Genomic DNA, 23107 nt, shown 5'->3' with positions numbered 1-23107 from the left:
GCAAAAAGCGACGTGCGAAGGTGGTGATGACCGCTCACTCAATCCCATCGCTCATGACATGTCGACAAGATCCCCCTATAATCGATACGACTCCTTATGCCGAATCATGGAAATTCCATGTACGGGGGATAAAGGGACCTGTCCCTTGGTGAATCGTGTCTACACGTAGGGCTCCTTCTGCCCGAACCATGAACTAACCTCGGAGGCAAATCGCGAAGGAAGGGGAGCCCCTATTTGAATATACGCTCGATTGGCGTAGCCAGCGGTGCTTTAGTGGCTGCAGCCTTGTGTTTGTCCCCGCTTACCACGGTCCAGACGGTCGCTCAAGGATCTCCGACGGCACCTCATCATCAATTGATCGATAGCGCGCACGCGAGCTCCTCACTGTCTTTTGAGGCCGCACACAGCGCCACCTATCGGGTGCAATCAGGAAACACCTTAGCAGGAATCGCCAGCCAATTTCACACCACCTGGGAAACGCTAGCTTCGATGAACCACTTAGCGAATCCCAACGTGCTTCGCATCGGCGAAGTCCTCTCTGTGCCTGGTGGACAAACCACGCTTGCAGCCAATGAACCGGCTACAGCCAAGGCGTCGTCCGCAGTGCGCCGATATACGGTTGAAGCGGGCAATACCTTGGCCGGGATTGCCGCCATGTTTCATACTACATGGCCCATCCTCGCCCAACTGAATCATCTGTCGAATCCCAACAATATTGCGGTCGGCGAAGTCTTGATCCTGCCCGGCAGTTCTTCGGCCATCGCAAGTGGATCCAATAGCGTCTCACTACCTATGCAAGATGCTCCAAGCTCCGTCGGTGCAGCCATCGTATCCACCGCGCTGAAATACCTCGGGGTGCCTTACGTATTTGGTGACGAGAATCCTGCAACCGGCTTTGACTGTTCGGGTCTGGTACAGTATGTACTGGCTCAAAACGGTATCAGTATTGGGCGTACCACTTGGGAGCAGTATGATGAAGTGACCCATGTGTCAAAAGCCAATCTCGAACCCGGCGACCTGGTATTCTTTCAAACCTATGCTCCCGGAGCGTCTCACGTAGGAATTTATATTGGCTCGGATCCCGCCATGGGATATTCGGCGGCATTTATTGATGCCCCGGAACCGGGTCAAGGAGTCCAGATACAGAATCTTAACGACCCGTTCTATGTATCCCATTACTATGGAGCGGGAACGGTAAACTAAACTCTAGATCAGCGGCGGGGCCTTCGGGCTCCGCCTTTTTTCGACATATTTTTTATGTGACACGGACACCTTAGCGGGAGAAGCGCTACTGCCCGATTAAAGGAGAATCCGATGCAAAATCGCCGCCGTCACCATCGTCATCGACCCCAGATACTATCGATTCGCAGAGTCACGGGGGCGGTGTTGTCTCTAACCGCTTTCACCAGTATTCTGGGTGTCGGCCTGCTGATTCACAAGATTGACCAAATGAATCAACACCTCCCTTCGGTGGCCAGACTCTGGGATTCGTATGCGTCGTCCTCTCCATCGATGGTCTACGACCGTGACGGGACAGTGGTCGCCACCTTGGGCGCCTCATCCGCCCCGGTAGCTCTCTCTGAGATAGCCCCCAGCGTGGCGACGGCTGTCATCGCCATTGAGGACCATCGCTTTTACCAGAATCAGGGGTATGACCTTAAATCGATTGCGCGATCCGCCTATGTCGACCTCAAGGCAGGGGGACGTCCGGTGCAGGGCGCCAGTACCATCACAGAACAGTTAGCCAAGAACCTCTATCTCAGCGACCAAAAATCCCTGAACCGAAAAATTGATGAATTTCTCTTAGGGATTAAGCTCTATCATCACTATTCAAAAGCCCAGATCCTGGACTTGTACCTCAACACCGTCTATTTTGGTCAGGGGGCCAAAGGCATTCGCGCGGCTGCCAAAGTGTACTTCAATACCACCCCTAGCCACCTCACTCTCAACGAGGCCACCCTGCTCGCGGGACTACCTCAGAGTCCGTCACAATATGACCCGTATATACACCCACAGGCCGCCCAGGTTCGTCGAGACCAAGTGATTGATGCCATGGAGCGCTATCACGACCTCACTGCCCAAAGAGCCGCTCAATTGCGACGTCAACCGATTTCTCTCACGCCGGGGCACCATCCGACCAGCCAGGCACCATACCCGGATCCCTGGTACCTCGACCAAGTCATCCGCGTCCTTCTTGAGAAGGGATTTTCCTTGCAGGATATTTTTCATGGCGGTCTACACATTCACACCGCACTACGTCCGCGCGTATACCAACTCGCCCAGGCCCAAGTCCAATATTGGATGAACCGCAACTTTGGTCGTGCACACCACCCCTATGCCTATCATCAAGCCGCAGTAGTGGTCGAAAATCCCCATAATGGGCACATTTGGGCCATCATCGGCGGACGGCAGTACCTGGGGTTTCTCTCGCCTGATTTGGCCATCGACGCCCTCCGATCCACAGGGTCCGCCATCAAGCCCATTCTCGATTATGCGCCAGCGCTTGCTCGCGGCTACACCGAGAATAGCGTCATTCAAGACGTCCCGCGCTATCGTCATGTTCATCATCAGGCCTTCTGGCCACAAAACGATAACTTGCTCTATCGCGGCTATATGTCGCTCGCCGATGCCCTAGCCCTCTCCAATAACAATGTGGCGGTGCAGTTGTTTGCGCAAATTGGCCCACACTATGCTATTCATTATGCCAATCAACAATTTGGCATGCACCTTGGCAAAAATGCCGGATATCGTACGCCACCACTGGGACTCGCCTTAGGCGTCGATACCAATTTAATGACCTTAACCCAAGCCTATGGGGCGATTGATAACGGCGGGATTCGCCTGTCCCCGATTGTGGTGACACGCGTTACCCGAGATCACCACGTGCTCTATCAATCTCCGAGGAGCTCCCATCGTGCTCTTTCGGCCGACCAGGCCTTCATTCTGACTCAAATGATGAAAGGAGTCTTACAATCCCAGCCCCTCAGAGGCATCGGACCCGATGCCTTCCCTACCGGCGCCGCTCTCGGTATCCATCGCCCGGCCGCCGCGAAAAGCGGCACCAACAATAATGAGGAGGATGCCTGGTTTTTAGGATTCGAGCCCCAAATGCTAGTCGGTGTGTGGGAAGGAGATCGGATTGGAGAAGTGCCTCAACCTTATACCAATTCGGGTGCTGGACCGGCTTATGGCGCGGTTTCCGCAGGCCCCATCTGGAAAGGCATCATGGTCTCAGTCAATCGGACTCTTCCTATCCCGAAAAGACGCTTTGAAGTCCCTCCGGGCGTCATCTATCAACAACATATCAGTGCCACCTCGGGGCTTCTTGCCAGTCGCTATACCCCAAAACGCGACCAGCGCGGCGGATGGTATGTTCAGGGCACAGTACCTAAACGACGAGATCCCACTTGGTACCCCATCACCGTATCCCGTGCCCATCCTTCCCAACTGTGGCAGCCGGGCTGCGGTGCTTTTCGAAACCGAATCGCACTCCGTCGCGAAAGCGCTTGGCATCAAGGCATTCCCAAACCTTGGGATGCCCGTTATTGGGCACCCACCGCCCAGTGCCGCCCACACGCTGCTAACCTTCCCTCTGCTCCCCATGAATAAAGGTGCGGCGGTGGGCAGGCGTGAGCCCCCTTTGACGGATCGCTTCGCGGTGCTGGGCGGTGGGATAGCCTTTGTGCTGATCAAAGCCATAGTCAGGAAAACGGTCGTGAAGTTCGATCATATACTGGTCGCGGATCATCTTGGCGACAATAGAGGCGGCCGCGATCGACGCCGAGCGCTGATCACCGCGAATCAATGCCACGGTATGATATGGGGCATGAGAGAGTGACACGGCATCACTCAACACCACTTGAGGAGGTATATGCAAGTGAAAAATGGCGCGCCGCATGGCCAAACGTGACGATTCCAGGATATTAATTCTTTCGATGGTCCGCGGGCCTACCGCCCCAATGCCAATGCTTAACGCGTGTTCTTGAATCAGAGGATAGAGCGCGCAGCGCTCTGAGAGGCTAAGACGCTTCGAATCGTCCAATCCGACAATCGGCTGCTCGGGATCAAGAATCACTGCGGCTGCCACGACCGGTCCCGCTAGTGGCCCACGACCGACCTCGTCGGTGCCGGCCACCGAAAGTCCCTGCTCCCAAAAAATACGTTCGAACACTGTGAGTGTCATCAAGCTAGGGTGATTCATGCAGACCATCCTCGAGATTGGGGTGTTCCAAGCTGAATCGGCCCAAGCGGGCAGTGCGGAATCCGGTGATTAAGGCGTCAGCCGTCCGTCTCAGATCCACGACCCCACCTTGTTGAAGATACCCGCGGCCCCGTCCCCACGAAATCCAATCCGCTGGATCGGCATCAGGATGATAAAGAGACCACACGTGAGCCGCAATCTCCTCCGCCTCTTCTGGTTCCACCGGCACCACCCCTAAAAGTTGCATGCGCCAGTCACGTGACTTTGACGGAGTCACCACCCCGGGTAAATCCAACCATTCCCACCCATCATCCATCCTTATCCACTGCGGACCACGGGTTAACCCCGGTTTCCCTCCGGTACGGACCCGACGCTGACCCACCATACGATTTAACACGGTCGACTTACCCAAATTGGGTAAACCCACCACGGATAATCGGTACGGGGGAGAAAGTCTTTTCGTAATGGCCGCTTTTAGCTTCCGTGTCGCCTCTTGCGCTTCGGCAGAGAGAGCCACCGCTGTCACTCCACGAATCTTTTGATAATACCGGATCCACGCCTCCGTCACTTGGGGATCGGCCACATCACTTTTATTCAATACCAAGATGAGCGGCGTACGCCCGACCCAATTGGCCAATGGACCATGGCGCGTGAGTTCGGGTGCCCGTGCGTCGACCACCTCAATGAAGGCGGAGAGGTAGGGCGATAGTTCTCGTATGGTTTTTTGTGTCGCCACCATGTGGCCCGGATACCATCCGCGATTGGACATGCGGCTATAACCACCGAATCTGGTCGATGGGCCACCAGATCAAAAAGGCTTGCCCGCGCACATTCTTTTCGGGTAATAGACCAAAGTAGCGACTATCATAACTCACCGGGCGATTGTCGCCTTCCACCCACAAGTACCCCGGAGGTACGTAGCGCGGAGCGACATTGATGGACTTGCGATATTTCAAAAATGGTTCCGGATAACGCTTACCGTTAATATAGACCACATTATTCTTCACACTAATGGTATCTCCCGGAACCCCAATGACCCGCTTAATCCAGTCCTGACTGGGAATGACTGGGCTTTTAAAAACAATAATTTCCCCGGTCTCCGGCTTTCCCAATACAAAGGCCAGTTTATTGACTAGCACCCGATCCCCATTATGTAAAGTTGGTAGCATCGAGATTCCACTGACTTGAAACGTCTCAAATACGAAGGTGCGAATCACAAACGCCAAGATAATGGCCAATACCAGCGTCTCAATGACTTCAAGCGTGGAGTTCTTCTTCGTACGTTTTTCTGCTGCCATTCTCTTCACCTCATTCAGCATATTATTGACCGCCAACATCCTCTCATCGAGCGGCCCATGCTGACGATGTCTGATGTCGCCAATAGGATCACCGGTCGCGTATAGTGGCGGCGGGATGGTCCACTCCGGCCGAACACGAGAGCCATCGAATTTGGTCAAGAGGCCACCAAATCACAAACGCTTGTCCGTAGACATTTCTTTGCGGCAACAGCCCAAAATATCGACTATCATCACTCACCGGACGATTGTCGCCCTCCACCCACAAATACCCCGGAGGAATGTATCGTGGCGACACATTAATGGACTGGCGATACTAAAATGGCTCCGGATAACGTGTGCCGTTAATATAGACCACGTTACTTTTTACACTTATAGTGTCTCCCGGCACCCCAATGACGCGTTTAATCCAATCTTGACTCGGCACTTGTGGGCTTTTAAAAACAATAATTTCGCCGGTTTTTGGCGCTCCTCATACGAAAGCCAGCTTATTGACGAGTACATGGTCTCCATTGTGCAATGTGGGCAACATCGAGATCCCGCTGACATCAAACGACTCCAACACAAAGGTATGAATGACGAAGGCAAACACTAGCGCCAATACCACCGTTTCAATGACCTCGAGCAAGGGCTTTTTGACTCGATTGTTCTCCATAACGCACCTCGTCCACAAAATGATGGAGGCGAAGACCCCACCGTCTTCGCCTTCCCATCTAACGACGTTCGCGAATTCGAGCCGCCTTACCCCGTAATTGACGGAGGTAATACAGACGTGCACGACGCACTTTACCGCGCCGCAACACTTCAATTGACTCGACGCGTGGCGAGTGGAGTAGAAAAATCCGCTCGACCCCGACCCCGTAACTCACTCGACGAACCGTAAACGTTTTTGAAATGCCGGTGCCACGCTTGCGAATCACGACTCCCTCAAACATCTGGACTCGCTCGCGGGTCCCTTCCTTAATTTTCACGGCCACTCGGACGGTGTCCCCAGGACGGAATACCGGCAAATCACTCTTCATCTGGTCCTCTTCCAACAACTTAATGTAATCCATCACATATCCCCCCTTTCAGTTACTCTGACAACAAATCTGGACGACGTTCCCGTGTAATACGTTGAGCCACTTCCAATTGATAGCGAGCAATCGCTTGATGATCCCCACTCAACAATACCTCAGGTACGCCGATCCCTCGATATCGTTCGGGTCGGGTGTATTGCGGGCCTTCGAGTCCACCGCCCGCTTGACTGAATGAGTCGCGCTGCGCCCCGTCTTCGGCCCCGAGCACTCCGGGAACCAGGCGGGTCATCGCATCGACCATCGCCATGGCCGGGATTTCACCGCCCGTTAAGACGAAGTCACCCATCGATACCTCTTCGGCCTCCAGCATTAGTCGCACCCGCTCATCAATGCCTTCATAGTGACCAGCGACAATAATGACATGCCCACGATCTTTCAGCTCTTCCACGAAGGCTTGGGTCAGTGGTCGCCCTTGAGGCGATGTGATCAAAATCCGAGGAGCCACAGCCACCTGCATCATGGCCCACTCAACCGCGGGCACGACCACATCAGGCCGCAATAACATTCCCACACCACCGCCAAACGGATAGTCATCGGTTTGACGATGGGGACCGATCCCAAACTTCCGTAGCGGTATAAGCCGAATATCCACCCGTCCGTCACGCTGCGCTCGCTTTAGTATACTGGTCCCTAGCACCCCATGAAACATCTCGGGGAAGAGCGTCACCACTTGAATGGTCAGCATCACTCCGAAATCTCCTCAAGGCCGGGCAGAAGTTCCACAATCATGCGACGTTCTTCGATATTCACCGACTTCACCACCGACTTTAGAGCCGGAATGAGCAACGGCTTTTTCCCTTCCCGCGTCACTTCAAAGACATCGTGACCCGCTCCAGTGCGAAGAACATGGGCGAGATCTCCCAGCCGTCGACCCGTACCCTCTTCCTCAACCGTCATACCCACTAACTGGTGCCAATAGTATTCGTTTTGAGGAAGCTGGGGAAGATCTTCTTCCGGAACCATCAACAGAGCACCACGTAAGCTATCGGCCTCAGTACGAGTAGAAATCCCCTCAATCTTGAACACCGCTAAAGGCGGGTGCAGACGACTTTCGAGAACAGCCCGAGATTCCCCTAGCTTATCCACCGTCACCCGTTTCATGCCTAGCAATCGCTCAGGAAAGTCGGTGGTAGGGTACACTTTCACCGCTCCATCGATCCCAAATGGCGAAGTCACTTCTCCCACCATAATATACCCCGGCCAGACCTTAGCACCTTTAGGACTCATGAGCCTCATTCTTCTGTTGCTTCAACTCATGCACCTTGTGCAATACGCCGGTCTTCTTCAAGAGTGATCGGGCCGTGTCAGTCGGCTGCGCACCTTTATTAATCCAAGCCACGGCCTTGTCTTCGTCAATCTTGATGACTGCCGGTTCCTTAGTCGGATCGTAATAACCTAACTCTTCAATGTACCGCCCATCACGGGGCGACCGAGAGTCCGCCACCACCACGCGATAAAAAGGACGCTTTTTTGCTCCCATGCGACGCAAACGAATCTTTACCATCATCTAACCTCCTTCCATTCTCTATCCCATCGGAAATGGCATCTTCGGCATGCGTGCCTTTCCCTTTTTCCCTTTCATTTGACGCATTAACTTTTTCACGTCGTCAAATTGCCGAATGAGCCGATTGACCTCGGGAACACTGGTACCACTCCCGCGAGCAATACGTAGCCGTCGACTAGCGTCAAGTATGTCGGGACGCTGGCGCTCTTTCTTGGTCATGGAGCTCAAAATGGCTTCCACCCGCACGAGCGAGCGATCATCCACCTTGTCCTTCATCTTCGCCATTTGACCCATCCCGGGCATCATTTCCATCACTTTAGACAGCGGCCCCAGTTTCTTCACTTGAGAAATCATCGCCTGAAAATCATCCAGCGTGATATCGGCCTTTTGAATTTTCTGCGCCAACTCTTGGGTGTCCCCACGATCCATGGTGGCTTCAGCCTTTTCAATCAGCGTCATCATGTCGCCCATCCCTAAAATTCGGGAGGTCAGTCGCTCGGGGTTAAAGGGCTCCAAATCCTCAATCTTTTCACCGGAACCCATCAGTTTAATAGGCAACTGAGTGACTTCGTGGATAGAGAGGGCAGCGCCTCCCCGCGCATCCCCATCAAGTTTGGTCATAATCACGCCGGTAAGGGGCAACCGCTCTTTAAATGACGTCGCTACTCGCACAGCATCTTGGCCGGTCATAGCGTCAACGACGAGCAGCATCTCATGGGCCTTCACGGCACGATTCATGTCTTCGAGTTCGCCCATCAGCGCATCATCGACATGCAATCTTCCCGCCGTGTCCACAATAATCACATCCTTGGCCATGCGCTTTGACATGCGCACGCCCAATTCGACCAGTTGCACGGGGGATTGATCCGGTTCGGTAACGACCGGAACCTGGATCTTTTTACCCAACACCTGCAATTGGTCAATGGCGGCGGGACGATAAATATCGGCAGCCACCATGAGTGGCTGTCGTCCTTGGCGACGCAACATGTTCGCCAATTTGGCACTGGCGGTCGTCTTACCAGCGCCTTGGAGTCCCACCATATAAATAATTGTGGGTGGATTCGACGCCATATGCACCCGTTCAGGCGTCGTTCCCATGAGCGTAATCAATTCATCCCGCACAATGCGAATGACCCCTTGGGCAGGCGTCAAGCTTTCAAGAATCTCTTGACCTACCGCACGCGTCTCCACCCGGCTCAAGAACTCCTTGACCACCTTAAAGTTCACGTCTGCTTCCAAAAGAGCCAATCGCACTTCCCGTAGCGCCTCTTTCACATCCGCTTCGGTAAGTTTTCCCTTGTTGCGCATCCGTTTAAAGGCTTGTTGCAGCTTATCAGTGAGTGCATCAAACATCGCGTATGCCCTCCTCCTCGGCCCATTGGTCTAAAGTCTCTTGTACCGTCACTAACTCCGGAAACCGTGTCGTCAGCCCTTGAACCTCGGTTAAAAGCTTCTTCAAGCGTTCTGCCCGGATGGTATGAGCGGTCAGCAACCCTAATCGCGTCTCATAGTCCTCAAGAAGCTTTTCAGTGCGGTCCAGTACATCATGAACCGCGGCTCGGGAAATCTCCCGAGCTTCACCGATTTCCGCTAAGGACCAATCTTCCAGGTAATAGAGTTGCCAGACTTGCGCTTGGACGTCCGTTAAAAGAGGGCCATACATATCAAACAACCATCCCGCTCTAACCCGATCTCGCGATTTCACCAACATTCTCCTGTACCTGTAAAGGTATTTTCCTTAACAGCCGAAGCCGATTGTACCGAACCAGAAGCCGAAAGTCAACTCCCCGCCTAGAACTGATTCGATACTTCAGTGTTTTGTTCACTATAGCGCCGCTGAGAAATTCTTTCGCGAGCCTCTTTCACCTCAACCGAACTATGTTCACTCAGCTGCGCCACTCGACTCCAATTGATGACCACGGCATGAGGTGGCACCGCGCCGCGCCGCATATGCCCTTGAAGAAGCCCCATCGCCAGTGTCGCCACGTCTTCCTTAAAATCCTCTCCCTCAAAGTGACCTAAGTGCGTGATTCGCACCGGATAGCTCTCGAGGCGATAAACCCCTTCTTTAATTTCAAAACGCACTTCCCATGCCTCATCGTGAAATTCTACCGATAGAACCTTGACCACCAACATTGCCTCCTTGTACTTCCTTTTTCCCTGTGCCCATGATATGAATGGCATTATACCCATCCGAGCTTAGGAAGCCCCACCCACGCGGGATTACTCCCGCTGACATGGAGAGAACCCCATCCTTTGTCGTCGTTCCCTCATTCTATTCTCGATGACACGAACTCCCCTGCCATCTGGCTCCTTTGTATTATATCCCAGCGCACCGTTCACTACCGCATTCTGATAACAAGCCACACAAAAACACCGTTGCCGCGTATTCCAGCAACGATGTTTTGATTTATCCCACAAATTCTTGGTCAACCATCACTTCGGGATCATGGAGAAACTGACGCAATCCGTGCAATACGCCATAGGCGCCCTCATAAGGGGACCGCATAATCGCCTCTGGCAGCCTCTCTTTCAAAAGCACCGATCCGTTCGCGACCAACACGCCACGATAACGTCCCTCAAGGATGTCCCCATCGTTCTCCGCATCCCCAGCGACGAAACATTGATGCGCCTTGACGTTAAGTCGATTCAGAATATGCTTCAGGGCAGACCCCTTAAGCGCTCCTCGCGGTACCACATCCAATCGCAGTTGCTCCGCATCCCATAAGGTGCGGTGCATCACTCCGTCTTTCACCAGCCGTGCCTTGGAAGCGGCCAATTGCTCGTCGCCAGCCACTCGAAATGCCAAGCGCCAATGAGAACTGCGGCCTAAGAACTCTACTCCCGGCACTTGCTCTAAGCTCCGCATGACGCGACGCGGTGACCAATCACGACGCTGTTGAAAGGCCCAACTTTCATCCACTCGTCGGTCCGCGCCCCAAAAAATATCCGCTCCAATATCAGTACATAAGGCCAAGGGTTCCGGATATCCATAGCGGTGAATCAAGGGTTCGGCATTGGCTCGTGTGCGCCCCGTAAGATACACGACCCCGACCTCTGGATGCAGCTTGAGATACTGGGCCAGTTCACTCTCACCGCCATGCCCCACTAATGTACCGTCAATATCAGAAGCCAACACCCATTTGATGCCCGCCAAGGCCAGTCACCTCCTGATAGCAGCCCACCATCTGCTGAGCCATGTCATTCACGGTATGCAAGCGATGAACCTTCTCTTGTCCCACTTTCCCCATCTTGCGAGCCTTGGCGGAATCATTCCACAACTCAAGCACAAAATCCCACATCGTCTCGATCTGATCACGGTCCACAACATAGCCGTCCTCACCGTGATTAATCCAGTCCCGAACCCCCGGCACCCGAGACCCGACAACCGGAATTCCTGATGCCAACGACTCTAGCACCGCCATCCCTAACGTAGGCCCTTGATTCGGAGCTATCGCTACTTCAGAGGCCGCTAAATATGGTGCCACCCCGCGATGCGGCATCCCACCAACGAAAGTCACATGTGATCCTAAACGCTCCGCCAGCCGTGCCAAATCAGGAGAGACCGGCACGCCTTGTTGAACTTGCTTTCTCGTTCCGCCTAACACCATGAGCAAAAAGTCTTCGGGGAGATCTCGCTGTGCCAAGACATCTAGAGCCTCGCGAAGACCTCGCGCGAGTTCTAAACGTCCGACATAGGCCACCGGACGGCGCTTCACGCCTAGGGCCCGCAATACTGGCCCCGCATCACGACTAAAGAATTGCGTAGGATCGACCCCTGGAGGCACAACGTATACCGTCAATTCCGGGGTGTCGCGATGAATAAGTTCCGCCTCACTCAAATACGACACGACCACGGCATTCGCCTGATGTAACAGTCGCTTTTCCGCGGCTGCGCGTACCTCGTTCACATCTTCTCCCGGACGAACGCTCCATTCCGCCATTTTCACAGGAGAATGAACCCATGGCAGACCAGTCGCTTGGTGAATGCGCTCTGCGACGAGACCACTTATCCAATAATGGCTGTGTAAAATGTGGTGGTTACGCCCACTATCCTTCATCCAGGCTAGCGCTTCTGCAGCGAGACCATCCACCAATTCTTCCCAACTCTCTTCTTCTGGTCGACGCAACGCCTGCGACAGCCGAATGACCTGACCTAAGTGTCCTAAACTAAATTTTTCCGGCCACAAAGGATTGGCCTGTGCAGTCAATACGTCTACTCCATAGCCATATTGTTGGACGTTCTTCACCAGTTCGCGAATCAAAATTTGCTGCCCACCGACCGCACCACTGTCGCCATAGGTGAGCGGATCGGCATGCAAAGAAATTTCAAGAGCTCGACGTATCATCAAAGGTATCCTCCCTCAAAAACCTGAGACATAAAAAAAGTCCCCAGGCACCCCGGGGGGAGAGGGAAATTCATTAAGTTACACCTTGAGCCCCCAACGCCTACGAAGTTAGCTGACGGGTTAGGGCTGTGGTCATACCCTTTGCTTGCACAATTCACCCCGACTACCTGGGTCCTCCGCTTCCACCGAATTCGGCGCTTTCAAGGTACCCCTATTATACTGGAGAATCCCCCCAATCCGCAACTACCGAACGCGCACGAGAACCGTTCGACATTACTGCTTGTTTTCTGGACATCACCCCGAGTGGGCGCTACCATAGTCCTAATCCTTCTCCCACGACTTTCCACTCGCAATCTCCCCGAAAAGAGGTCCTGTTGTCATGCCCGATCGCCTCCCACGACTGCCCTCCTCCGAGGTTACTCATGACGGGCGTTCATGGAGTCAGGATGACATCCGCCCGCATACCCTGCATCTGGCTATTGAGACGGTCCTCAGGGCGCGTTTTTCGGCAGTTCATGACGCCCTGGCTAAGAAAACGCAGAGGTTAAGCACGGACGCCCTCTTGATCCTCCTCGCTCAGGTTGCCACGAGTCCATTGATGGAAGACATCCTCGACCAGGTCGACTATCTGGAATAGAGAGAATGTGCACTACACGCGTCCACAAGAATGGATGGTATCACCCCAAAGAGTGCAGAGACAAGGGCACTGTCGATTTCCGAGCCGTGCAGTACGCGAGACCGCTCAAGTCGGCTGCTTCGTTCCATCCTTAATGAGGAGAGAGGTGATGAGGTCAAAGGCAAGATTGTACTCTTGGTGTCGATGTTCCAACAAATCCCATTCATATTGACGATCCATCGGACCACCGCTTTCTTCGAAAATCAGTTATCTGCATGATATATTTCGTCGATGGAAACGCTCCGCACGCGGGACATAGATATCGCCTGATGATCATGCCAATCCCGCGATAATCCCTCTGTTCAGGCTCGGTGTAAAGAATCGCTTCGCGAGTTCTACGACATCCCGAGAATTGCTCGCACATAGTCGTCGGCATTAAAGACCATCAAATCGTCAAGCTTTTCCCCGACCCCTACGAACGCAATGGGAAGTTTCAACTCCTGATAGATGGAAAAAGCAATTCCGCCCTTGGCAGTTCCATCCAGTTTCGTCAATATAATCCCGGAAACCTGCACCGCCTCCTGAAATATCCGCGCCTGACTCAACCCATTTTGCCCGGTAGTGGCGTCCAACACTAACCACACTTGATGCGGCGCCTCGGGTTGTTCGCGGCCAATGACACGAACCATTTTCCCTAACTCTTGCATCAGGTGTGCCTTATTTTGCAAACGCCCCGCGGTATCAATAATAGCTAAATCCAAATGACGCGCCTGAGAAGCCCGGACCGTATCAAACGCGACCGCTGCTGGATCGGCACCTTCCGCTTGATGGACCACGTCCACATGAGCCCGTTTGCCCCACTCTCGCAGTTGCTCAGAGGCGGCCGCCCGAAAGGTATCGGCAGCCCCTAGAATCACACCATAGCCTTCGGCTTTCATGCGTTCGGCGAGTTTTCCCGCCGTGGTCGTCTTACCGGTACCATTGACTCCTACCATCATCCACACAAAGGGTCCCCCCTGCGCTGGCAGTTGATAGGGATTATCCAGTTCCGGCAACATCGATACCATCACATCATGCAAAAGGGTCTGCACTTCATCGGCCAGTTCGGGATGCCGTCGCCTTACCTCATCGCGCAACCTGTCCATAATCAATTGAATCGCTTGCGATCCGAGATCCGCTTCGTAAAGAATTTCTTCCAGTTCGTCATAAAGCTCATCCGACCACTGTCGTCCCCCCACTAAGGTCCGAATCTTGTCCCCTAGTTCTCCCCGGGTCTTTGCCATGCCCTGTCGTAAACGCTCAAAAAATCCTGCCATGACTTCCTCCTCAGCTGCCCACCAATTCCTCTGCGCCTTCAAGCAATACCGAAATCACGCGACTTTGGCCCTGACCATCACCGGCAATGCCCCACAACGCATCTGCCACTTCCATTGTCTCGCGATGGTGGGTCACAATCACATACTGGGCTTCTGCCCGCACCCGACGCACATATTGAGCAAAGCGACTCGCATTGGCTTCGTCCAGCGAAGCTTCGACTTCATCCAGCACCACAAACGGCGACGGCCGAGCACTCAATAGACTAAACAACCAAGCAATGCCCCCTAACGCCTTTTCCCCTCCAGAGAGCAACGCCAAATGGCTCTTGCGCTTTCCAGCAGGTCGCACCCACAATTCCACGCCCCCCTCTTCCCCACTCACCCAGCTAAAGCCGCCATCGCCACCGGCATACAACTGACGACACGCTTCTTGAAAGGCCTGTTCCACTCGTAACGCGGTATCCTTAACACGCCGCTCCATTTCCTCGTCAATTTCGCGCAGCGTCCCCATCAGCTCTCGACGGGCGTCTTCGACATCGCGGCTTTCATGCGCCAGATATTGTTCCCGCTCAGCCAACTGTTCATATACGGCCAGGCTACCAGGCACCAAGGGTCCCAATCCCACTAGAGTCTCAGCAATCTCTTCCATTTCCGACCGCGCGGCCGTCTCCTCTTCTCGATCGAAAGCACCTAGTCCTTGTTCAGGAGAATAATCTTCGAATCGCACGCTAATGGCAAGAATTTCTTGTCGCCAAACATTTTCTCGATTTTCCATTTTCCGATCTTCTGATAATAAGGCGCGCTCGCGGTGATCCAGTTTGAGCGCCTGCTCGCGCTGGTCCGTGAGTTGTCGCATCCGATCAGCACGCACTTTTTCGCGATTCGCTTCGTCGAGCGCCACACGACTTAAGCCGGTGCTCACTTCCCGAAGTGCGCCAACCAACTGCTCCCGCTCTACGGCCAGTTGGATTAACCGTTCCGATTGGGACTGTACTTGTTGTCGTACCCGTCCTTCTTCCTGGGCAATGCGATCGTGAATTAATTGCTGCTCACGCCATTCTTGCTGCTTCTCCTGCCACTTTTGCTTGGCAAACGATGCGTCACGTTCCAATTGCTCAACAACCTCTTGTTCGCGTTGGAGCTCCGCCCGAATGTTTTCTATTCTCACCTCGAGGTCATGAGACGCCTGTGATTTTTCGGCAATCGACTGCACCAATATCTTGGGGTCGCCCATATGCTGATGCACCTCAAGATCGCGCGTCAACTTTTCCCACTGCGTCCGCATGGTGACTAGCTGTTCCTTACCGCCCTCGAGTTGTTGTTCAATGCGTTCCAACGCGATAGTGACTTCGGCACGTTCCCCATCCAGCTGCTCAATACCCTTTATGCCGCTTTCGAGCTGCTCTGTTAAGCGACTCATTTCTTGCTTGCGACCGGCAGTCGAATGACGCCCCGGATTGGACGAACCGCCGGTAATGGCGCCACCAGCATGTACCACTTGGCCATCTCGCGTCACCATTTTGTAGCGAAAATGATGGACTCGCCCAAGCGGAGTCGCATCATCCAGAGATTCTACGATGAGCACTCGACCGAGCGTGTGCATGACCGCCGGACGAAGATCTGCCGCAAATCTAATGAGATCCGACGCCCACCCTAGAACGCCTGGTTGCCGCGTGAGGGACTCATAATCCTGGTCTGAAGGTCGCGATGCACGAACGGTATCTAGCGGCAAAAAGGTCGCACGCCCCAACGACGAAGACTGTAAGTAGCGAACCGCCGTCCGGGCTAATTCTTCACGGGTCACAACCACGTCTTGACTTTGACCCCCGAGCGCCGTCTCAATCGCCAACGTCAAATCAGGGGGAGACTCCACCAAAGAACCTAACGTCCCTAAGATGCCCGTCAATTGATTATTCCTAGCGGCCCGAAGCACAGAGCGCACCCCGGCCTGTAGCCCTTCCCCTTCATCCTCCAGTTGTTTTAAGGCTCTGAGGCGCGCTTCATAGCTTGCCGTATTGCGGCGCCTGTCGATTAAATCGCGATCTAGGTGAGCTAACCGCTCTTTTTCGCGGCGCCGCTCTGATTCGAGTGACGATAACCGATCAACCCATTCTGACACTTGGGACTGCAAAGACTCGCGTTCCGCGTCTCGCTGTTGCATCGTGGCCATCACTTCAGAATGCCCATCGACAATCCCGAGTATGCCCTTTAAGCGCTCCAACCGCTGTTCCAGGTCATGTCTTGTGTGATCTAACTCAGCCCGCTGACGCTGCAACAACGCGTCTTCATCTCTTAGGTCTTTTAACCTTTGTGCCTTTTCACTCAAATCGTTCTGCAATTGCTCTGCCCGCGTCCTCAAACCATCGGGTGCCTCATCGTGAGGGTTCTTTGGAATCTCCCGTTCTGCTGCTAAATCTTCCTCGTGGCGACGCATAAGCATAAGCGAGGCCTCAATGCGCTGAGTCTCGGCATCAATATGCGCGATTTGGGTTTGCATTTCTCGCTCTCGAACCTGCAACTGAGTCGTCTCACTTTGGATGCTCTTCAATTCTTCAAGGTCTGCTTCGGTATGAGATCCTAGTTGTTCAATCACCTGCCGGGTGCGAGCGATATGGTCCAGCACTTGCGCTAATTCCTGGGCAAGGTGCTTGCGCTCTTCGCTCAATTTCGCTAAGTCATCATGCAGTCGATGCTTTTTCGCCATGGCGCGTTCATATTCTGTGTAGTCTAAGCGACGCTGAAGTACCAGACGACGATCTTCTAACACTCGATAGCGACTTTCTATTTCAGCACGTTCGCGCACCTCATTCATTTGTCGTGCCACTTCATCTAATAGGTCGGTCAGTCGAACGCTTTTGGCCTCGGTATCCTGCAAATGGCTTAGCGTCTCTTTCTTTCTCACCTTATAGCGCGATACCCCTGCAGCCTCTTGCAACTGCTCGAGCCGTTCATGGGGCTTTTGCAATAACGCCCCTTCTACTCGTCCCTGACTAATGATGGCATAACTGAATCTCCCGAGCCCGCTATCCAAGAACAGATCGGTAATATCTTTCAACCGTACCGTCTTCCCATTGATGATGTATTCTGAATCGCCGCTGCGATAATATCGTCGAGCCACCGACAAGGACTCGGGCCACAAAGGCATCTCGCCATCCTGATTATCAAATTCAAGAATGACTTCCGCCATGCGAGCCGGATTGCGAAGACCTCCTCCCTGATGGAGAAGGTCTTCCCAACGCTCCGCTCGCAAATCTCGTAACCGCTGCTCTCCTAGCGCCCAACGGATGGCGTCCACAACATTGCTTTTTCCTCCGCCATTGGGACCAACCAATGCGGTAATACCGGGTTTAAGTTCCAGCACCACATCCTGGGCAAATGACTTAAATCCGTATATCTTGATCCGTTTTAAATGCATTCCCTAACTCCTTCAACACTGAGCTAAAAAATTCTATATCTCACGGGGTGATGGACGCTCGCACCTGGAGACTGATGACCAGCCGAATTCCTGTCCGCGATTCTCCGTCAATGGCGACTTCCATAAACTGGGGTCGCACCACCAGGTCATCATCGGAAGATTCCATGTAGGTCCGCGCGATGGCGATGGCCTTAACCGCTTGGTTCACTGCAGCCGCACCCACGGATTGTAATTCCACCTCACCAGATTCTTTCACTATCGCAGCTATGGCTCCTGCAACAGCCTTAGGCCGCGAAGCCGCCGACACTCGTAACGATTGCATAGCCCACCTCACATATATAGAGATTTTTATTCGCTACCCTTTTGTTATTTCCCTTCATCATACCACGATAGAGATGACGACTTGTTCAGAATATACCTAAACCATGTATATCCTCACTACATTTATACCCCTTTCCTGTAAAGGTTCCAGCCCTTTTAGAGCGAAATGGGTAGCGATGGAGGGAAACTATGCAGGTCATTGATGAAATCGCCAATCTCATTCTTGAAAACCCTCTCATCACTGCGCAGGCTATTGCTCGCCGTCTGGGATATGCGGAGGAAAAGACTGTCTACTATTGGATTCATAAAGCGCATTATTCCGGGCTTAACGCCTTTAAAATGGCGGTTCTCCACGGTCAATTTTTCCCGCACCACGATGCTCTTGAAGAATCTCCCAGTCTCTACGGGCGACTCCCCATATGCGAGGACTGGACGTCAGAGGGAAAACCCGTATTTAATGGAGAAACCATGGCGATTCCGGGGCTGGCCCCAGCTGAACTGATTTGGCGTTATTCAGGTTACCCCGTATTATCCATCGTGCCGAGCGATCTCTTAGTTCTTTCGCCCATCGACGTCAATCGTCAATCGCTGCTCATGGTCTGTTTGGTCAATAACAGCACTGTAGAGTTGCGTGCCACCACTATCCATGCCACGCATGTACTACTTCTTCATCCCACCACCCTACAACGTGACAACAAAAGCCGCCCGCTGTATCAAATTCAACAACTTATCCGTCACTATTAATGAATGCCATACCATTGAGATGAAAGATGCTATTGGGTACGGAAATTTCCGCCAATCTCTAGACATATGGTTTTGTGCTACAATTAACCGCAATTGATCCGCACCATGCGCGAATCATGAAATGTTTTGTTGTCTTTTGTCATTATCGCGTGGCGTGAATCAAAGTGTATAGCAGTACGAAATCGTATCGTTAAGGAGAGGTGCTCTATGTATTGTCGCAGTTGCGGAGAGAATATTCCAGTGGATAGCATTTTTTGCCCAAGCTGCGGCAAAAACCTCATGGAAGTCTCTTCACCTACAACGGTGATTCCTCCTGCTTCATCCGCTGGTCCTGTCGCACCTCAGGAAGATGTGGATGATACTGAGAGAGCTCCTCTGTCACGGTTGCGCCGCATGCGCAGAAATACCGCAATACCTGTAGAAGAGGAGTCGCAGAACAGTGCTGATGAGGAAGAAGAGCCAAGAACTCCATGGGTGGCTCCAGCGTGGTTGCAACAGCTCACCTTGTCTCGTGTACTGTGGGCGATGGGCTTGCTGTTCGCTATTGTAGGATTTGTTGTCGGCCTCTTAGGTCATCTTGATATGTCCCTGGCATGGCTATTATTGGGTCTGGTGCTCATCGTTGCAGCGCCTGCAGCACCGCAGGTATTGCTGCAGGAATCCAACAACAGCGCCGAAAATCACTCGATAGAAGAGGAGATGGGGGATTAACTTGCGTTGTCCACATTGTGGTGAAGAAAACGTTACCGGTTCCCAATTTTGCCGTCATTGTGGCAAAAAGATGCCGAAAGCTGCCCTCGACACCAAAAAGACGAAATCCCCTCCTAAACCCGCTCGCTCCAAGGCCGACACTCAAGGTAAAGGTACGCCTCGGCGCAAACTGCGATGGGGCCGTATTATTGGTCTCTCCATCGCAGGAGTGGCTCTCTTGGGGATTTTAGGCGGGGGCTATGAGACGATGAAGGCGCTACACAGCATGCCCTCCATTAATAATCTGGTCAGCCTCAGCACCGCAGGAGAAGATTCGGTGGTTTATGACCGATTTGATAAGCCAGTGGCCACATTGCACCTGTCAACCAACCGCATTGACGTGCCGCTAAGTCAAATATCGCCCCACGTGCAAGATGCGCTGATTTCTATTGAAGACCATAACTTTTGGACTAACGACGGATTTGACATTCGGTCAATTTTTCGTGCGGCGCTGGTGGACGCCACCCATCGAGGATCCCTTCAAGGAGCATCGACCATCACCGAACAATTAGCCAAAATGCTGTACTTACACGACAATCGCACGTTAACCTATAAGATCCAGGAAATCATCTTAGGACTCGAGTTGGCTCGCAGTTATTCGAAATCGCAAATACTTGATATGTACTTTAACCAGGTTTACCTCGGTGATGGCGCCTACGGCATTGATACCGCCGCCAAAGCCTACTTTAACGAAAAGCCGAGCCAACTCACCATCCCACAGGCCGCCATGCTGGCGGGCCTTCCACAAGCGCCAACCGCTTATGACCCACTCACCAGTTTAACGCTAGCGAAGGCTCGTCAACTTGAAGTGTTACAAGCCATGGCCAAATATGGATACATTCCCCAGTCGTCGGTGAAAACCTATTACGACGCGCCGTTAGGGCTCTCGCCGCAAAAAGTGACCACCGCCAACGTGGCGGAGCCTTATCCATATCCTTGGTACATTCAACATGTGATTAGCATATTGAAAGCCAAGGGATTTACTCCCAGCGAAATCTACAACGGGGGACTTAAGATTCACACCGAGCTTGATCCCACAGTCTATAACATCGCGCAAGCAGCGGTCACGCAATGGATGAACTACAACTTTGGAAGTAATCCCGCTTATCAGGCGACGGTGGTTGTGGAAGACCCTCACAACGGGGCTATCTGGGCCGTCATTGGCCAAAGGCAATACCAGGGTGCCGACTTGAATGATATGGCTCTTACCGCTGAGCGTTCATCGGGGTCGTCCATTAAACCTTTGATGGAATATACCGAAGCTATCATTAAAGGATACACCCAAATGTCAGTGATTCAGGACGTGCCGATCTTCCAAAACATTGGCGGCCAAGCTTGGTGGCCGAAAAATGATGACCGTCTGTATCGAGGGTACATGACGCTCCGTGATGCCTTGGCCATTTCCGATAATGATGTGGCGGTGCATTTACTGCATGATATTGGTATCACGTATGGGTTTGACTTCGCCACCAAAGAATTTGGCTTGAAACTCCCAGAAGTGGATTCGACCGAGTTGGGCATTGCCATTGGAGGGTTTAAGGAAGGGGGAGTCACCAATTATGAGATGACGCAAGCCTATGCCACCTTCCCCAATGGCGGTGTCAAAATGAATCCTCTCTGGGTAACTAAAGTGGTCGATGCCAATGGCGCCGTCGTCTATCAACAAACCCCCTCGGGTAAGCGACTCTTTAGTCCACAGGTCGCCTATATTATGGAAACCATGATGGAGCGAGTACTCTACCCGGGACCCATCCCGAATATCGGCCCTGGATCAGATCCGACTGGTGTTGACCTGGGAATCGGCCGAGAGGCGGCTGGAAAGACCGGTACCAATAATGGCGAAGCGGATGCCTGGTTCTTAGGGTATGAACCGCAAATGGTGGTCGGTGTCTGGGAAGGCAACCAGCATGGTGAAATACCACAACCGGATACCCCCGACGGTCCGGCCTATGGTGACGTGGCGGCCGGCCCGATTTGGAAACAAATCATGGAACAGGTGAACCAGGCGGAAAACATTCCGGCAGAAAACTTCCCGGTTCCCAGTGGTGTCATCTATATGCCACGAATCTCCATCACCTCCGGTAAACTGCCCAGCGCTCTCACCCCGGCTAATGATATTGAGGGAGCCTGGTTCATTGATGGCACGCAACCCACGACGACTGGGCACAATCACGAACGTGTCAAAGTGTTGGCGTCCAATCCCAAGGAATTGTGGGAACCGGGCTGTGGTCCCGCCATTTCTGAAGTGTTCCTAGTTCCTGAACCGGATTGGCATCAAGGAATGCCGGCATATACCTTGCCTTGGGACAGTCAGTTTTGGCCACCCACCGCCACCTGTACTCCCAAGTCAGGCACCAGCAGCTCATCCAGTTCATCCTCAAGTTCATCTAGCTCTAGTTCACCGAGTTCGAGCTCTCCCAGTCCGAGTTCGTCAACACCAAGTAGTAGTACCTCGCCTTCGGCACCTCCGACACAGAGTGCGCCTAGCAGTCAGCCCTCGAGGTCTGCAGCGCTTGCGGGCAATGGGAATCCGCCACCATCACCCACACCATCACCGTCAACCAGTCCTTCGCGTTAATTCCGAAACGCTCAACACCCCCCGAATGTGGGGGGTGTTTTTTAGTGATGAAATATAATGGCTATAAAATAGCTAGTCTACGTTTATTGCGTTGGTGGATGGCCAGAATCGGCATCCGGCAGAATCAGGTTGCTTTCGACAGGTTGCTGAGACTGCACCACCAAATCCTTTAACAATTGCCGCGCGGCTTGTTGCTCGGCCTCTTTTTTGCTACGCCCCAATGCTCGCCCATGGGGCTCTCCGTTCACCAGGACTTCTACCTCAAAAGTCTTCGCGTGATCCGGACCAAATGATCCGACCACTTGATAGCTCGCCTCTTGACCTCGCCGCCGCAGCCAATCGTTGAGTGCCGTCTTATGATCACGTCCTGCTTCACGACCCTCGACCGTATTGAGAGCAAATCCTACCGTTTCCAGGACAAAATCCCGAGAGCGCTCCATGCCTTCGCTTAGATAGGCCGCTCCAATGATGGCTTCCATGGCATCGGCCAAAAGTGACGGCTTTTTGCGCCCGCCGCTGCGTTCTTCTCCACGACCCAATCTTAACTCCTGACCGACGTTCAGAGACTCGGCCGCTTCGGCGAGTGTCGCTTCACAAACAATCGCTGCCCGCGCTTGGCTGAGTTGCCCTTCGGTCCAGGTTGGATTCTTCATATAGAGCCATTCGGTCACCACTAGTTGCAATACCGCATCTCCTAGAAACTCTAGGCGCTCGTTATGCAATTCCTTCCGATATCCTTCATTGGCATAAGAAGAATGCGTCAGAGCTTGGCGTAACAACTCCGCATTATGAATCCGGTCACTTAATCGCATCGTCTCCATAGTCAAAACTCCCGAGCGATGAGACTGGCATTTTGTCCCCCAAAACCAAAGGCATTCGACATCACAGCCTTGATCCGTCGAGACTCTGGGTAATTCGGCACATAATAGAGGTCACACT

The 23107-nt window shown here is 53.1% G+C and carries 22 protein-coding genes, 1 pseudogene and 2 riboswitches; of the genes and pseudogenes, 6 read left to right on the top strand and 17 right to left on the bottom strand.

What is annotated here, in order from left to right; genetic code table 11:
• Window positions 1-87 precede the first annotated feature (87 nt).
• Window positions 88-223: riboswitch (cyclic di-AMP (ydaO/yuaA leader) on the top strand.
• Window positions 224-234: 11 nt separating this feature from the next.
• Window positions 235-1203 carry a LysM peptidoglycan-binding domain-containing protein gene (locus tag ACOJWD_RS09575; RefSeq protein WP_486993003.1) on the top strand — a complete coding sequence of 323 codons (969 nt, stop codon included), beginning with the start codon at window positions 235-237 and terminating at the stop codon, window positions 1201-1203.
• 111 nt (window positions 1204-1314) lie between these two features.
• On the top strand, window positions 1315-3609 hold the full coding sequence (locus tag ACOJWD_RS09570) for a transglycosylase domain-containing protein (protein ID WP_486993002.1): 2295 nt from the start codon (window positions 1315-1317) through the stop codon (window positions 3607-3609).
• On the opposite strand, the gene ACOJWD_RS09565 is transcribed toward ACOJWD_RS09570, so the two are convergent.
• The 13 genes and pseudogenes from ACOJWD_RS09565 to ACOJWD_RS09505 all read right to left on the bottom strand — a co-directional run bounded on the left by ACOJWD_RS09565 (window position 3581) and on the right by ACOJWD_RS09505 (window position 12428).
• A complete protein-coding gene (locus ACOJWD_RS09565; RefSeq protein WP_486993001.1) occupies window positions 3581-4201 on the bottom strand; it encodes a ribonuclease HII in 621 nt (206 codons plus the stop codon). The two genes, ACOJWD_RS09570 and ACOJWD_RS09565, sit on opposite strands and share 29 nt — an antisense overlap.
• A complete protein-coding gene (locus ACOJWD_RS09560) occupies window positions 4188-4970 on the bottom strand; it encodes a YlqF/YawG family GTPase (protein WP_486993000.1) in 783 nt (260 codons plus the stop codon). The genes ACOJWD_RS09565 and ACOJWD_RS09560 overlap by 14 nt, the downstream gene beginning before the upstream one ends.
• 4 nt (window positions 4971-4974) lie before the next feature.
• A complete protein-coding gene (lepB, locus tag ACOJWD_RS09555) occupies window positions 4975-5499 on the bottom strand; it encodes a signal peptidase I (RefSeq protein WP_486992999.1) in 525 nt (174 codons plus the stop codon).
• An 88-nt stretch (window positions 5500-5587) separates the two neighbouring features.
• A pseudogene (lepB, locus tag ACOJWD_RS09550) lies at window positions 5588-6151 on the bottom strand (signal peptidase I).
• Window positions 6152-6209: 58 nt separating this feature from the next.
• Window positions 6210-6551 carry a 50S ribosomal protein L19 gene (gene rplS, locus ACOJWD_RS09545; RefSeq protein WP_486992998.1) on the bottom strand — a complete coding sequence of 114 codons (342 nt, stop codon included), beginning with the start codon at window positions 6549-6551 and terminating at the stop codon, window positions 6210-6212.
• Window positions 6552-6570: 19 nt separating this feature from the next.
• The gene (trmD, locus tag ACOJWD_RS09540) at window positions 6571-7260 is read right to left on the bottom strand and encodes a tRNA (guanosine(37)-N1)-methyltransferase TrmD (RefSeq protein ID WP_486993012.1); all 690 of its coding nucleotides are present in this window, start codon (window positions 7258-7260) and stop codon (window positions 6571-6573) included.
• A complete protein-coding gene (rimM, locus tag ACOJWD_RS09535) occupies window positions 7260-7802 on the bottom strand; it encodes a ribosome maturation factor RimM (protein WP_486992997.1) in 543 nt (180 codons plus the stop codon). Before rimM ends, trmD begins: the two co-directional genes overlap by 1 nt.
• Window positions 7792-8082, bottom strand: a complete 291-nt coding sequence (gene rpsP / locus ACOJWD_RS09530) for a 30S ribosomal protein S16 (protein WP_486992996.1) — start codon at window positions 8080-8082, stop codon at window positions 7792-7794. The genes rimM and rpsP overlap by 11 nt, the downstream gene beginning before the upstream one ends.
• A gap of 18 nt (window positions 8083-8100) precedes the next feature.
• Entirely contained in the window at window positions 8101-9432 is a 1332-nt protein-coding gene (gene ffh, locus ACOJWD_RS09525) for a signal recognition particle protein (RefSeq protein ID WP_486992995.1), read from the bottom strand.
• The gene (gene ylxM, locus ACOJWD_RS09520) at window positions 9425-9784 is read right to left on the bottom strand and encodes a YlxM family DNA-binding protein (RefSeq protein ID WP_486992994.1); all 360 of its coding nucleotides are present in this window, start codon (window positions 9782-9784) and stop codon (window positions 9425-9427) included. Before ylxM ends, ffh begins: the two co-directional genes overlap by 8 nt.
• Window positions 9785-9870: 86 nt before the next feature.
• The gene (locus tag ACOJWD_RS09515) at window positions 9871-10209 is read right to left on the bottom strand and encodes a hypothetical protein (RefSeq protein WP_486992993.1); all 339 of its coding nucleotides are present in this window, start codon (window positions 10207-10209) and stop codon (window positions 9871-9873) included.
• 280 nt (window positions 10210-10489) lie between these two features.
• Window positions 10490-11236 (bottom strand): HAD family hydrolase, encoded by a 747-nt coding sequence (locus ACOJWD_RS09510; protein ID WP_486992992.1) that lies wholly within the window; start codon window positions 11234-11236, stop codon window positions 10490-10492.
• Window positions 11205-12428: a glycosyltransferase gene (locus ACOJWD_RS09505; protein ID WP_486992991.1), complete on the bottom strand. Its 1224-nt coding sequence runs from the start codon at window positions 12426-12428 to the stop codon at window positions 11205-11207. The genes ACOJWD_RS09510 and ACOJWD_RS09505 overlap by 32 nt, the downstream gene beginning before the upstream one ends.
• Before the next feature lie 82 nt (window positions 12429-12510).
• Window positions 12511-12635: riboswitch (cyclic di-AMP (ydaO/yuaA leader) on the bottom strand.
• Between the two features lie 172 nt (window positions 12636-12807).
• Between ACOJWD_RS09505 and ACOJWD_RS09500 the strand changes: the two genes are divergently transcribed.
• Complete coding sequence (locus ACOJWD_RS09500) at window positions 12808-13065, top strand: hypothetical protein (protein ID WP_486992990.1); 258 nt, start codon at window positions 12808-12810, stop codon at window positions 13063-13065.
• 374 nt (window positions 13066-13439) lie between these two features.
• On the opposite strand, the gene ftsY is transcribed toward ACOJWD_RS09500, so the two are convergent.
• From ftsY to ACOJWD_RS09485, 3 genes are read right to left on the bottom strand one after another with little or no spacing between them, the layout of a single operon-like run.
• Complete coding sequence (gene ftsY / locus ACOJWD_RS09495; RefSeq protein ID WP_486992989.1) at window positions 13440-14360, bottom strand: signal recognition particle-docking protein FtsY; 921 nt, start codon at window positions 14358-14360, stop codon at window positions 13440-13442.
• 10 nt (window positions 14361-14370) lie between these two features.
• Complete coding sequence (gene smc, locus ACOJWD_RS09490) at window positions 14371-17775, bottom strand: chromosome segregation protein SMC (RefSeq protein WP_486992988.1); 3405 nt, start codon at window positions 17773-17775, stop codon at window positions 14371-14373.
• Window positions 17776-17815: 40 nt separating this feature from the next.
• Window positions 17816-18097: a stage V sporulation protein S gene (locus tag ACOJWD_RS09485; protein WP_486992987.1), complete on the bottom strand. Its 282-nt coding sequence runs from the start codon at window positions 18095-18097 to the stop codon at window positions 17816-17818.
• Window positions 18098-18285: 188 nt separating this feature from the next.
• On the opposite strand from ACOJWD_RS09485, the gene ACOJWD_RS09480 reads away from it, so the two are divergent.
• The 3 genes from ACOJWD_RS09480 (at window position 18286) to ACOJWD_RS09470 (ending at window position 22168) form a co-directional block, all read left to right on the top strand.
• A complete protein-coding gene (locus ACOJWD_RS09480) occupies window positions 18286-18840 on the top strand; it encodes a hypothetical protein (RefSeq protein WP_486992986.1) in 555 nt (184 codons plus the stop codon).
• 207 nt (window positions 18841-19047) lie between these two features.
• Window positions 19048-19551, top strand: coding sequence for a zinc ribbon domain-containing protein (locus ACOJWD_RS09475; protein WP_486992985.1), 504 nt, complete (start codon window positions 19048-19050; stop codon window positions 19549-19551).
• 1 nt (window position 19552) lies between these two features.
• Window positions 19553-22168 carry a transglycosylase domain-containing protein gene (locus tag ACOJWD_RS09470; protein ID WP_486992984.1) on the top strand — a complete coding sequence of 872 codons (2616 nt, stop codon included), beginning with the start codon at window positions 19553-19555 and terminating at the stop codon, window positions 22166-22168.
• Between the two features lie 83 nt (window positions 22169-22251).
• Here the strand turns inward: ACOJWD_RS09470 and rnc are convergent, their stop codons facing one another.
• The gene (gene rnc / locus ACOJWD_RS09465) at window positions 22252-22989 is read right to left on the bottom strand and encodes a ribonuclease III (RefSeq protein WP_486992983.1); all 738 of its coding nucleotides are present in this window, start codon (window positions 22987-22989) and stop codon (window positions 22252-22254) included.
• Window positions 22990-23107: the final 118 nt, after the last annotated feature.

It is taken from the genome of Sulfobacillus sp. TH-112 (assembly GCF_057473405.1).
The sequence above is the reverse complement of the archived record's forward strand: the minus strand, read 5'-3'. Positions and strand labels throughout refer to the sequence as shown.